The sequence below is a fragment of the Pseudomonas sp. Z3-6 genome (genome assembly GCF_051131985.1).
Taxonomy (GTDB): domain Bacteria; phylum Pseudomonadota; class Gammaproteobacteria; order Pseudomonadales; family Pseudomonadaceae; genus Aquipseudomonas; species Aquipseudomonas zanjanensis.
Genome location: NZ_CP071644.1, coordinates 783,484 through 796,092, shown reverse-complemented (window position 1 = coordinate 796,092; position 12,609 = coordinate 783,484). Strand labels below are relative to the sequence as shown.

Genomic DNA, 12,609 nt, shown 5'->3' with positions numbered 1-12,609 from the left:
TCGCACCCCAGCGGGAGCAAGCTCCCTCGCCACAAAGGGTTCAGTGTCAGCCCTTGGGAGCGTTCGGCGGATTTACCCCAAACCGCGCCCGGTAATCGCTCGGCGCCAATCCAGTGATTTTCCTGAACGTCGCACGAAAGGCGCTGGGGTCCTGGTAGCCGACGGTCCAAGCGATGTGGTCGATGGTGCCGTTGGTGAACTCCAGCATTTCCCGGGCCTTGCCAACCCGCAGGTGCTGGCAGTATTCGGTGGGCTTGAGCCCGGTGGCGGCACGGAAGCGGCGCAGGAAGGTGCGCTCTTCCAGTCCGGCCCGTTCGGCCATCGCCCCGAGGGAAACCTCCACCGCGCCGTTGCCTTGCAACCAATGCTGGACCTTGAGAATCGCCCCGTCGCCATGGCCAAGGATGGGCGCGAAGTTACTGCCGCACTGGCTCGCGCTGTCGCTGTGTTCGATCACCAGGAACTGTGCCGTGCGCGTAGCGATGCTGGGCCCGAGCAGGCGGTCCACCAGGCGCAGCCCCAGTTCCGACCAGGCCATCAGCCCGGCGGTGGTGATCAGATCGCCGTCGTCGACGATGGGTTTGTCGGCGTTGAGCTTGATCTTCGGGTAACGGGCAGCGAAATTCTTGGCCGATGTCCAATGAGTGGTGGCGCTGCGCCCGTCGAGCAAGCCGCTCTCGGCCAACAGGATCGAGCCGACACACACACCGCCGAGGACGGTGCCACCCGCATGTTGTGCACGCAGCCAATCCATCAGCGCCGGCGTCGCCACGCCTTCATCGAAACCGGCGATGGATGGCGGGATCAGCAACGCAACCAACGGGCCCACCGGACCGGTTTCGCTGTCGAAGACCCGCCGCGGCGCCTCGCCATTGTCGGTCTGCCAGTGACTGACCCGCAGCCGTGGCAATGGTGCACTGGCCTGCTCGGCCGCGATCCGCTGGGCCACGGCGAACAGGTCGGTCAAGCCATGCACCGCCGCCATTTGCGCGCCGGGGTAGATGAGCACCCCAAGCTCGGCAACTGCCCTTTGCTGCGTCATTGTCAGTTTTCCCTCGCTTATTGTCGTTGCGGCCAATCCTCGACCCGGTGGTAAACGCCAATACTGGCGCCCTACCCAACCTGATCGAGGAAGCCCTCATGTCCAAGCAAGCGCTCATCGTAGTCGATATCCAGAACGACTACTTCCCCCAGGGAAAATGGCCACTGGTCGGTGCCGACGCCGCCGCCGATAACGCCGCGCGGCTGATCGAAGCCTTTCGCCAGGCCGGAAACAGCGTGGTGCACATCCGCCACGAATTCACTTCCGACGACGCGCCCTTCTTCACCCCAGGCTCCGAAGGCGCACAGTTGCACCCCAAGGTGCTCAACCATGCCGACGAACCGGTGGTCCTCAAGCACTTCGTCAATTCGTTTCGCGAAACCGAACTGCAAGCCCTCCTTGAACAACACGGCGTCGAGCAACTGGTGGTGGTCGGCAGCATGAGCCACATGTGCGTCGATGGCATCGTGCGGGCGGCGGCGGACCTGGGTTACGGCGTCACGGTGATCCATGATGCCTGCGCGACCCTTGATCTGGAATTCAACGGCGTTGTGGTCCCGGCCGCCCACGTGCACGCGGCGTTTATGTCGGCGCTGGGGTTTGCTTATGCGAGTGTGGTGAGTACCGAGCAATTCCTGAGCGACAGCCAGGCGTAGGCGCAGCCATAAACAGCAAGCGAAAATGACTAGGCGTGTGCGAGTCGTTACGACGAGAATGGCCGGGTATTTTCCCAAGAGCCAGCCGCATGAAACGCAGACGCCCGCCGCGCCTGGTCGAATCGCCCTTCCCGATCGCTACCTCAGCGCCACGGCACCCGCCCACGTGGGATTGCTCAAGCGACGTGTCCAGGCCGGGATTCATGGGGACCATGATTTACGCTGCGGGGATGTTGCTGGCCCTGCCCGTCTATTGGCTGGCAGTGTTTACCCTGATGCTGTTCAAGGTCGAAGGCCTGTCGCCGATTCACAAGCAGGTCATTATGGAACCGCTGGTTATCGCGCTCATGTTCATCAGTGCGTTCGCGGCCGTCTGCGTGATCAAATGGCTGGCATCCGGGCCCGAAGTCCTTGGGTTCTGCTTCGACGAACGCCAGCAACGCCTCACCTTCACCCAGCGCCGCCCTGCCCGGCAAAGCACCGAAGAAAGCGTCCCCTACAGCGATATCCATTACATCAAGCCCTACACCTTGACCACTTTTGCCAACGTGAATCACTTTGATGTCGGCTACACCGGAGCCGATGGCAAACCGATTTCGCTTCGGTTTCGGACGGACATCACGGTGGCGGAAATGGCGTTCCATGCCACGTGGCTGACGCAGTCGATTGGCGAGAGGATGCAGGAGCTATTGGATCTGGACTTGTGAGCTCCTGGATCTGGACTTGTGAGCTCCTGGATTTGCCCTCCTGGACTGGGGAGGGCAAGACTTACCAGCGAATCAATGAAGTGGTCGATGCTCCGGAATATCGGCCAATTTCAAATCGCAGCCGCTACGGCCATTGATTCTCAAGGCTCTCGCATCCACGCCCTTCAAGGACACCTCAAGCTGCTCCCACGCCGGACGAAAATCCCCCGTCTTGGCGATCGTCAAATCAATGAAGTCCGGGCCATATTCAAGGGTCCATTTGATAACGAGGCAGTTTCCATTTTTCCAGTCATGACTGATGCCGTCGTCTTCAAACAACACACCGCTGGAGGCGCCTGAAGGTGCAGGGAAAACCACCAGCTCGCGACGCCGATCAAGCGAGGGGTCGTTAAGCTTGTGGCATTCACCGCTCGGTATCGCAGCGCCCCCTCGCACCAACAAGGGCAACCGTTCCAAAGGCGCATCCAGGACAACATGTTGGCCGCCTTCGTACCAGTCACCGGTATGCCAGTCGCACCATCCTGTCGCATTCAGGGGTAGCCAAACCTCGCGTTCGCGTGCGCCTTCCGCCACAACGCTGGCGACGAGGATGTCTCGCCCAAGCATGAATTCGTCGTTTTCCTTGAACGTTTGAGGGTCATGCTCGTGGTCAAGAAACGTAGGCCGCAAAATGGGCTCGTCTGCGTGACTGGCTTGCCACAGCAAGGTGTAGAAATAAGGCATCAACCGATATCTGAGCCTGATCGCGTCACGGACCGCATCGGTGACCGCTGGATGCATCCAGGGCTCATTGACCGTGCCATCATCGTTCCAGGAGTGAATGGTGAAGCGCGGATGCATCACACCATTCTGGACCCAACGGACAAACAGCTCAGGATCCGGTTTATTGCCGGAAAACCCACCGACATCGTGCCCCACGTTGTACAACCCCGACAGGCTCATGCCCAGGCCCATGCGGGTGTTGTAGCGCAGTGTTTGCCAGTTGGTTCGGTTATCACCGCTCCACGTCTGAACATAACGCTGCATGCCGGCGCACCCTGAGCGTGAGATGAGGTAGGGCCGTTCCGATGGCGAAAACCGCTGTTGTGCCTCTAGAGACGCTCTCATCATCAGCAATGCCATGACGGGCCGGATATGTTTGATCGCTATCTCGCGCCCGAAGCCTTGGCAACGTGCCTCACCGTCCCACACCTCGAATTCATTGTTGTCGTTCCAGGTGCATTCGATGCCCAGTTCCAGAAGCTGTGAGGTGACATTTGACTGCCACCAACTGACAGCGTCCGGGTTGGTGAAGTCCAGATGCGAGCCCTCATCGTCCCAGAACACCGACCGCTCCGGCGTGTCGTGTTCAGAGTCGCGGATGAACATCTTTTGCCTGGCCACCTCGGCGTAGCGCGGATGGTCCTGCAGCAGACAAGGCTTAATGTTGGCAATCAGCCTGACACCGGCATCGCGGTAGGCCTGGGCAAGCGCCTTGGGGTCCGGGACTTTTTCATGGTTCCAGTTGAACACATAGCGTTTTTCGCCAATGGAGGTGTACCCGGATGACAGTTGGAAAGAGTCACAGGGAATATCGTGCTGACGGCACAGGTCAAGAAACTCCAGCAACTGTTCCTGGGCGTTTTCAGCATCGGTGTAATGCATGGTCGAGCCGCTGTAGCCCAGGCTCCATTTAGGCAGGAACAAGGTGCGGCCGGTCAGGCGAACGAACGCCTTTGTCACATCCAGTATGCGCGGGCCTGCAAGGACCCAGTAGTCGAGGTCACCGGCATCCGCCTTGTACCGACGATAGGGTCGGTGATAGTTATCCAGCTCGTTCCCCAGGTCAAACAGGCTGGTGTTCAGGTTGTCATAAAACATCCCGAAGCTGGCGTGTTCCTGGTGCGTGATGACAAAGGGAATATGCTTGTACAGCGGGTCGGTGCTCGCAGCGTCATACCCCATTGCATCCAGGTTACGCATTTCAAAACGTTTGCCGGCGCGATTCAAATCGCCGGTTTTTTCGCCGAGCCCGTAGTAGCGATGTTCAGGCGCGCGCAGCTGGTAGTGCTCCAGGCCTTCACCATGAGCGTCAAGCGCATAGGCACCGGTGGGCCGATCCGAGACCAATGGCCTCCAGCACTGGCCATCGTGGTATTCCCACTGCAACCACAGCGGACGATTTACCGTGATACGCAGTTTTTTAGTCGTCAGTACCAACCGGTCCTGGAACGCTTCGACCCGATACGTGGGCAAAGAGAAATCCGCTACCGACTCGCGGGGCCGGCCCTCCCAGGCGACGTCCTCCCGGGGCGCAATGCTCCAGGTCCGATCCAATGCCAAGGCGCCTGCGCGCATGAGCAGGACACGCGCCAAACCGTCTTCGAGGATATAGATTCTGAAGAGATGTCGGCCCTCGACCAGGAGCTCGATGTAGCCTTTTTCCTGGGCCTGCAACGTCCAGACTTTAAGTGACTTCATTGGGCACGCACCGCTTTAGGTTTGGACACTCTGTCGGCGATAAACAAAATCATGAAAAATGCACCTATAAAGTCAAAGAGCCCCATCGCAATGAACAATGGGTTGAATCCTATTTTGTCCACGCTGACACCGATGATCAGCGAGAAAATAAAGCTGGCAATCCAGGCGCATGAACCTCGCATTCCGTTCACCGTCGCCAACTCATCCCGATCAAACGTTTCGACAACCAGTGCGCTTAACATGCAGGAAATAATCTGGTGGCCAAAACCGCCGACGGAAATAAGCGCAATCGCAACATAGGGGTCTTTTACCTGAGTCATCACGGCTAACGAAAACATCAGGAACGCGCCGGTGATTGAACTGGCGACGATCGAGTTCACCCGGGTGCACTTGAAAAACCGATGGTAAGCGCGTGAGAGATAACCGCTGGCGATACTGCCCAGATCCGCCGCCAGAAACGGAACCCAGGCAAACAGTACGATTTGCTTGAGGTCCATTCCTCTTTCGTTGGCCAGATACAGCGGCACCCAAAAACTCATGACCGCCCATGCCGGTTCCGCCATGAAGGCGGGAAGCGCGATACCGTAAAATCGCTTGTCCCGACCAATCTTTTTCAACGCTTTGAAAAATGGCATTTGCTGGCCGATTTTTTCGCCGTCTTGTTGGATGTGCTCCAACTCATTGGGCGACAAGCGCGGGTGGATATTGGGGGCGTGGTAGAGCCATCCCCAGACGGCGGCCCATATCAGGCCGATCCCCCCGGAAATCAGAAATGCGCCCTGCCAGCCCAGGCTTACATGAGCCAGATAGATGATGGGAGGGGCGAGCATCGCCCCCAGGGAAAAACCAACCCCCGCCCAACCCGCGGCGATAGGTCGTTCCTTTTTTGGAAACCAGTCCCCTATCGCCTTGGCATTGGCAGGCGTAGCCGCTGCCTCCGAAGCGCCCATGAAAAAACGCAGAATCGCCAGATGGACCCAACTCGCTGCCCCTGCATGGAGAAGGCACATCACTGACCATACGATGGCGCATATCACGAAGCCGAGCTTGAGCCCGATCGCATCGATCAGCCACCCGCAGATGGGTTGGAAAACGGTATAGGCAAGTTGAAACGAGGCGACCACCCATGAGTACTGTTCAGTCGACATGCTGAAGGTGGTTTTCAGTTCGGGCGCCAGGATGCCTAATGAATTGCGGGTTATGTAGTTGACGGTGACGCCGAGTAAAAACAGCGAGAGCATCCACCAACGCAGATGCGGGATGAACTTTAGCTTGGCCGAAAGTCGAGCGTTGCGTTCGATATCGATAGTCATCAATTCTTCGCCTGTCGCCGGATTTTCCGGCGTTTTGTTTTTATTTGAGGCTTGACGCTATGGCAACTGCCCAGGACTCGTACAGAAGCAAGCCTGTATAAATTTACATTCTGCTCTTGCACTGCTTCTCAGAAACCCAAACACGCTAGGATTGATGGCCCTTTTCTGCTATGAAAGCTTTTACATAAATTGTCTCAATGGATAAGCCGCGGTGGCGAAACTACGCATTGCTGAAATAGCGGCACAGACGGGCCTGTCCATCGCGACGGTGTCGCGGGTGCTTGCTGGCAAATCAAATACCCGCCCGGCCACGAGAGAGAAAGTGCTGGCGGCGGCTCGTCAACAGGGCGTGATGGAGGGCCTCGCCAATGGTCGTTTCCTGCTCAACGGGCTGACCATCTTCGCGCCCTCGCGGGCCTTCAACGTACGCTCGGATATTTTTTACTACAAAGTTATCCAGGGCATTACACAGGCGGTCGCGCAACATGATGTACGAGTCCGCTACTGCGAGCTTGAAGAGGTCGATAGCGACGCATTGTTGTTTTTGGAGAAGATGAATCAGAAGGACACCGGTGCGGCGATTCTGATTGGCATCGATGATCCCCACATACACCAACTGGCGGCCGATCTCAGCAAGCCGACGGTGCTGATCAACTGCATCGATCGCAGCATGCGCCTGCCCTCGATATCGCCCGACCACTTTTTGATCGGTCATTATTCGATCAATTATCTGTTTCAGATGGGGCACCGAAATGTACTGACTCTCCAATGCCTCAGGCGGTACACGATGGATCTGCGGATACGTGGAATTCGTGAGGCATGGAAGGAGCAAAATCTCGATTTTATCGAAGCCAAACACCTATTGGTTGCCGAGGGTTTCGGCAGTGCTGAATCCGAAGCGCGGGTAGCGGCCTTCATGGAAAACTGCGCACCTGACGACCGACCGACTGCCATCCTGGCCGGGGGTGACTTCATGGCAGCCGGGGCCGTTAAAGCGCTCCAGAATGCTGGCTTGAGGGTTCCCCAGGATGTTTCAGTGATGAGCATGGACGGTTTCAACCTGGCGGACATCAACGATATACCGCTCACCACGCTTCACGTGCCCCGCGATGAATTGGGCGCAGAAGCGATAAGGGTCTTGAGGCAGCAGCTTTTCGAACCGCGATCGCCTTGTGGCAATCTTCTTCTCGGTGGGCAACTCATCACCGGCAGCTCAGTGCGGCGCATCAAGCACAGCGCCAAGCAAATGCCTGTCTATCAGAAAATTATTTATGACTGATTGATTCGCGGCTTTGCACAGAACGAAAAAAACCCTCCAGGCTTTGCAGCGAAGAGGGTTTTTTCGAACTTGAAGTATCAGCGAGTGAGGAGCCTCATCGACCAATACCACTGAATCCTAGGCAGATCAGAACGGAATATCGTCATCAAAGCTGTCGAAATCCGGAGCCGGCTGCGGCGCGGCCTGTTGTGGGGCCGGGCGTTCGCGTTGTGGCTGTGGCGCCGACTGCGGACGAGGTGCCTGCTGACGTGGGGCCGGAGCCGACTGCTGGTAGTTGTTGCCACCTTGCTGCTGGTCGCCCTGCGGACGGCCACCGAGCAACTGCATGGTGCCTTGCATGTCGACCACGATTTCGGTGGTGTAGCGCTTGATGCCGTCTTTTTCCCATTCGCGCGTCTGCAGCTTGCCTTCAATGTATACCTGCGAACCCTTGCGCAGGTATTCGCCGGCAATCTCGGCCACCTTGCCGAACATCGACACGCGGTGCCATTCGGTCTTCTCGACCTTCTGGCCAGTCTGCTTGTCGGTCCACTGTTCGCTGGTCGCCAGACTCAGGTTGGTCACGGCGTTGCCGTTCGGCAGGTAGCGAACTTCGGGATCCTGGCCGCAAGTACCGACCAATATGACTTTGTTAACCCCACGGGCCATAACGTTCTCCTAGGCTTCGCACGTAGTCGGGGCCGGGTTGTTCACCAGGCGCTCGAGCGTCGCGCGATCCAATAATTCGGTGTCCAGTTTGATGTATACGGCCGCCTCGTCGGCGACCACCACTGCATCGGTTACTCCAACGACGGCCTTCAGACGCTCGGTCAGGCCAGCCTCACGAATCGCCTCGGGCGATAAGGGCAAGCGCAGGCTCGTCACATAGGGAGGTTCGCGCATGGTAACAGCAAAGGCCAGCCAAAGTGCAGCCAGCGCGGCGCATCCCAGGAACACAACCGACAAACCGCCATGCTGGAACAACCAGCCGCCGAGGATCCCGCCCAACGCCGAGCCCAGGAACTGGCTGGTGGAGTAGACCCCCATCGCCGTGCCCTTGCCGCCCGCCGGTGAAACCTTGCTGATCAGCGACGGCAGCGATGCTTCCAGCAGATTGAACGCGGTGAAGAACACCACCGTGCCGATCACCAAGGCTCGCAAGCTATCGCCGAACTGCCAGAAGAATAGCTCAGTGAGCATCAGCGTCACGACGGCGCCGAGCAAAACTCGTTTCATTTTGCGTCGTTTCTCGCCATAGATGATGAAGGGAATCATGGCGAAGAACGAAATCACCAGCGCCGTCAGGTAGACCCACCAGTGCTGCTCCTTGGGCAGGCCGGCTTTTTCGACCAGGGCCAGCGGCAAGGCGACGAAGCTGGACATCAGCATGGCGTGGAGCACGAAGATGCCCAGGTCCAAGCGCAACAGGTCCGGGTGCTTGAGCGTCGGGATCAGTGCCTGGCGCGCCACCCCCGACTCGCGGTGCTGCAGCGGTCCGGTGGCGCGCGGCACCATGAACGCCACGATCAGGATTCCCACCAGGGCCATGGCGCCGGTCGCCAGGAACAGGCCCGACAAGCCAAAGGCACGGGTCAGCAAGGGGCCGACCACCATGGCCACGGCGAACGACAGACCAATGGTCATGCCGATCATGGCCATGGCCTTGGTGCGATGTTGTTCGCGGGTCAAGTCTGACAGCAGCGCCATGACGGCCGCGGAAATAGCCCCGGCGCCTTGTAGGATGCGTCCGGCGATCACGCCCCAGATCGAGTCGGCATTGGCCGCCAGCACGCTGCCGAGGGCGAAGACGATCAGCCCCAGGTAGATGACCGGGCGCCGGCCGATGCGGTCGGAAATGATCCCGAACGGGATCTGGAAGATCGCCTGGGTCAGGCCATAGGCGCCGATCGCCAAGCCGATGAGGGCCGGCGTCGCGCCCGCCAGGTCCATGCCATAGGTCGCCAGCACCGGCAACACCATGAACATGCCCAGCATACGAAAGGCGAACACCAGGGCCAGGCCGCTCGCTGCGCGGGTCTCGCCACGATTCATGCGTTCGCTGTGGGGATCTTGCATGGAAAAACCTCATGTGAACCGGCGGCGATTCTACCAGTCCCATCGATTGAGAGGGTATATGGCGACCGTTTGCCGCGCAGTCTTCATGTATGGCCGCAATCGCGTCCTCAATAGTGTGCATCCATCCAGTATTTGCCCGTATACTCCTACGTTTTCGACGCCCGCCGAGCGAGGCCACTTTGGACAAGATCCTGATTCGTGGGGCCCGTACCCACAACCTGAAGAACATCGACCTGACCCTGCCACGGGACAAGCTGATCGTCATCACCGGCCTGTCCGGATCCGGCAAGTCATCCCTGGCCTTCGACACGCTGTACGCTGAAGGCCAGCGCCGCTATGTCGAATCGCTGTCGGCCTACGCCCGGCAGTTCCTGTCGATGATGGAAAAACCCGACGTCGACACCATCGAAGGCCTGTCGCCGGCCATTTCCATCGAACAGAAGTCGACCTCCCATAACCCACGGTCGACGGTCGGCACCATCACCGAGATCTACGATTACCTGCGCCTGCTGTATGCGCGGGTCGGTATTCCCCGTTGCCCCGATCACGATATTCCCCTGGAAGCCCAGACCGTCAGCCAGATGGTCGACCTGGTGCTGGCCCAGCCGGAAGGCAGCAAGCTGATGTTGCTGGCGCCGGTGATTCGCGAGCGCAAGGGCGAACACCTGATGGTTTTCGAAGAGCTGCGCGCCCAGGGCTTCGTGCGGGCCCGGGTCAACGGCAAGCTGTGCGAACTGGACGAATTGCCGAAGCTGGATAAACAGAAGAAGCACTCGATCGATGTGGTGGTTGACCGCTTCAAGGTCCGCGCCGACTTGCAACAGCGCCTGGCCGAGTCCTTCGAGACCGCGCTGAAACTGGCCGACGGCATCGCCCTGGTCGCACCGATGGACGACGAACCCGGCGAAGAGATCATTTTCTCCGCACGCTTCGCCTGCCCGATCTGCGGCCATGCCATCAGCGAGCTGGAACCCAAGCTGTTCTCCTTCAACAACCCGGCCGGCGCCTGCCCGACCTGCGACGGCCTGGGGGTCAAGCAGTTCTTCGACACCAAGCGACTGGTCAATGGCGAACTGACCCTGGCCGAAGGGGCGATTCGCGGCTGGGACAGGCGCAACGTCTATTACTTCCAGATGCTCGGTTCGCTGGCGGCCCATTACAAGTTCAGCCTGGACAAGCCGTTCAACGAATTGCCCGCCGACCAGCAGAAATTCATCCTGCACGGCAGCGGCTCGCAGAATGTCGATTTCAAATACCTCAACGACCGCGGCGATATCGTCAAGCGCTCCCACCCGTTCGAAGGCATCGTGCCGAACCTGGAGCGCCGCTACCGCGAAACCGAATCGGCCAGCGTGCGCGAAGAACTGGCCAAGTTCCTCAGCACCCAGCCCTGCCCCGATTGCCGTGGTACGCGCCTACGCCGCGAAGCGCGGCATGTGTGGGTCGGCGAGAAGACGCTGCCGGCGGTGACCAACCTGCCCATTGGCGACGCCACCGATTATTTCGGTGGACTGAAACTCACCGGCCGTCGCGGCGAAATCGCCGACAAGATCCTCAAGGAAATCCGCGAGCGCCTGCAGTTCCTGGTGAACGTCGGCCTGGACTACCTGACCCTCGACCGCAGTGCCGACACCCTGTCCGGTGGCGAAGCCCAGCGTATCCGCCTCGCCAGCCAGATCGGCGCCGGCCTGGTGGGGGTGATGTACATCCTCGACGAGCCGTCCATCGGCTTGCACCAGCGAGATAACGACCGGTTGCTCGGAACCCTGAAGCACCTGCGGGACATCGGCAACACGGTGATCGTGGTCGAGCACGACGAGGACGCCATCCGTTTGGCCGACTACGTGGTGGACATCGGCCCGGGTGCAGGCGTGCATGGCGGGCACATCGTCGCCCAGGGCACCGCCGCCGAAGTCATGGCGCACCCTGATTCGCTGACGGGCAAATACCTGTCGGGCCGGGTCAAGATCAAGGTCCCGGCCAAGCGCACGCCGCGCAACAAGAAGCTGTCGCTGACCCTCAAAGGGGCTCGCGGCAACAACCTGCGCAACGTCGACCTGGAAATCCCCATCGGCCTGCTGACCTGCGTCACCGGCGTGTCCGGCTCCGGCAAGTCGACACTGATCAACAACACCCTGTTCCCCCTCAGCGCCACGGCCCTGAACGGCGCCACCACCCTGGAAGCGGCCGCCCACGACAGCATCAAGGGCCTGGAACACCTGGACAAGGTGGTCGACATCGACCAAAGCCCGATTGGCCGCACACCGCGCTCCAACCCGGCGACCTATACCGGGCTGTTCACCCCGATCCGCGAACTGTTCGCCGGCGTGCCGGAGTCCCGTTCACGGGGCTACGGCCCGGGGCGCTTCTCGTTCAACGTCAAGGGCGGGCGCTGCGAGGCCTGCCAGGGCGATGGCCTGATCAAGGTGGAAATGCACTTCCTCCCCGACATCTACGTGCCGTGCGACGTGTGCAAGAGCAAGCGCTACAACCGCGAAACCCTGGAGATCAAATACAAGGGCAAGAACATCCATGAAACCTTGGAGATGACCATCGAAGAGGCCCGGGCGTTCTTCGACGCGGTACCGGCCCTGGCGCGCAAGCTCCAGACCCTGATGGATGTAGGGCTTTCGTACATCAAGCTCGGGCAGTCGGCGACGACCTTGTCTGGCGGTGAGGCCCAACGGGTCAAGTTGTCCCGCGAGCTGTCCAAGCGCGATACCGGCAAGACCCTGTATATCCTCGACGAGCCGACCACCGGCCTGCACTTCGCCGATATCCAGCAATTGCTCGACGTGCTGCACCGCCTTCGCGACCACGGCAACACCGTGGTGGTGATCGAACACAACCTGGACGTTATCAAGACCGCTGACTGGCTGGTGGACCTGGGGCCGGAAGGCGGTTCCAAAGGTGGCCAGATCATCGCCGTGGGGACGCCGGAACAAGTGGCCGAGATGAAGCAGTCCCACACGGGCTACTACCTCAAGCCGCTGCTGGAGCGTGATCGGGACTGATTTCACCCCGGGCACGAAAAAGCCCCTGTCATCTCATCGATGGCAGGGGCTTTTTTTCCTGTGGGAGCGAGCTTGCTTCCACA

Annotated in this window: 9 protein-coding genes; 4 read left to right on the top strand and 5 right to left on the bottom strand. The window is 59.6% G+C overall.

All coding sequences use genetic code 11. The features are described from left to right. Positions 1–46: 46 nt before the first annotated feature. The gene (locus tag J3P88_RS03620) at positions 47–1,042 is read right to left on the bottom strand and encodes a GlxA family transcriptional regulator (protein WP_434574025.1); all 996 of its coding nucleotides are present in this window, start codon (positions 1,040–1,042) and stop codon (positions 47–49) included. Between the two features lie 98 nt (positions 1,043–1,140). Here J3P88_RS03620 and J3P88_RS03615 point away from each other — a divergent pair, with 98 nt between their 5' ends. Together J3P88_RS03615 and J3P88_RS03610 are read left to right on the top strand one after the other, a co-directional pair. Then, entirely contained in the window at positions 1,141–1,698 is a 558-nt protein-coding gene (locus tag J3P88_RS03615) for a cysteine hydrolase family protein (RefSeq protein WP_434574023.1), read from the top strand. Positions 1,699–1,901: 203 nt separating this feature from the next. Further along, on the top strand, positions 1,902–2,405 hold the full coding sequence (locus J3P88_RS03610; protein WP_434574021.1) for a hypothetical protein: 504 nt from the start codon (positions 1,902–1,904) through the stop codon (positions 2,403–2,405). Positions 2,406–2,477: 72 nt separating this feature from the next. Here J3P88_RS03610 and J3P88_RS03605 read toward each other — a convergent pair whose 3' ends face one another. Continuing rightward, entirely contained in the window at positions 2,478–4,865 is a 2,388-nt protein-coding gene (locus J3P88_RS03605) for a TIM-barrel domain-containing protein (RefSeq protein ID WP_434574019.1), read from the bottom strand. After that, positions 4,862–6,178, bottom strand: a complete 1,317-nt coding sequence (locus tag J3P88_RS03600) for an MFS transporter (RefSeq protein ID WP_186707724.1) — start codon at positions 6,176–6,178, stop codon at positions 4,862–4,864. The genes J3P88_RS03605 and J3P88_RS03600 overlap by 4 nt, the downstream gene beginning before the upstream one ends. Positions 6,179–6,389: 211 nt before the next feature. Between J3P88_RS03600 and J3P88_RS03595 the strand changes: the two genes are divergently transcribed. Next, positions 6,390–7,457 (top strand): substrate-binding domain-containing protein, encoded by a 1,068-nt coding sequence (locus J3P88_RS03595; RefSeq protein ID WP_186707726.1) that lies wholly within the window; start codon positions 6,390–6,392, stop codon positions 7,455–7,457. A gap of 126 nt (positions 7,458–7,583) precedes the next feature. Here the strand turns inward: J3P88_RS03595 and J3P88_RS03590 are convergent, their stop codons facing one another. Beyond that, positions 7,584–8,105 (bottom strand): single-stranded DNA-binding protein, encoded by a 522-nt coding sequence (locus J3P88_RS03590; protein ID WP_003206078.1) that lies wholly within the window; start codon positions 8,103–8,105, stop codon positions 7,584–7,586. A 9-nt stretch (positions 8,106–8,114) separates the two neighbouring features. Then, positions 8,115–9,512, bottom strand: coding sequence for an MFS transporter (locus J3P88_RS03585; RefSeq protein ID WP_434574016.1), 1,398 nt, complete (start codon positions 9,510–9,512; stop codon positions 8,115–8,117). A 179-nt stretch (positions 9,513–9,691) separates the two neighbouring features. Here J3P88_RS03585 and uvrA point away from each other — a divergent pair, with 179 nt between their 5' ends. Further along, the gene (uvrA, locus tag J3P88_RS03580) at positions 9,692–12,526 is read left to right on the top strand and encodes an excinuclease ABC subunit UvrA (RefSeq protein ID WP_186729629.1); all 2,835 of its coding nucleotides are present in this window, start codon (positions 9,692–9,694) and stop codon (positions 12,524–12,526) included. Positions 12,527–12,609 lie beyond the last annotated feature (83 nt).

What these genes read in the sequence shown, in the direction of transcription:
- J3P88_RS03620 (WP_434574025.1), bottom strand. Translation starts at nt 1,042, where the DNA reads ATGACGCAGCAAAGGGCAGTTGCCGAGCTTGGGGTGCTCATCTACCCC.
- J3P88_RS03615 (WP_434574023.1), top strand. Translation starts at nt 1,141, where the DNA reads ATGTCCAAGCAAGCGCTCATCGTAGTCGATATCCAGAACGACTACTTC.
- J3P88_RS03610 (WP_434574021.1), top strand. Translation starts at nt 1,902, where the DNA reads ATGGGGACCATGATTTACGCTGCGGGGATGTTGCTGGCCCTGCCCGTC.
- J3P88_RS03605 (WP_434574019.1), bottom strand. Translation starts at nt 4,865, where the DNA reads ATGAAGTCACTTAAAGTCTGGACGTTGCAGGCCCAGGAAAAAGGCTAC.
- J3P88_RS03600 (WP_186707724.1), bottom strand. Translation starts at nt 6,178, where the DNA reads ATGACTATCGATATCGAACGCAACGCTCGACTTTCGGCCAAGCTAAAG.
- J3P88_RS03590 (WP_003206078.1), bottom strand. Translation starts at nt 8,105, where the DNA reads ATGGCCCGTGGGGTTAACAAAGTCATATTGGTCGGTACTTGCGGCCAG.
- J3P88_RS03585 (WP_434574016.1), bottom strand. Translation starts at nt 9,512, where the DNA reads ATGCAAGATCCCCACAGCGAACGCATGAATCGTGGCGAGACCCGCGCA.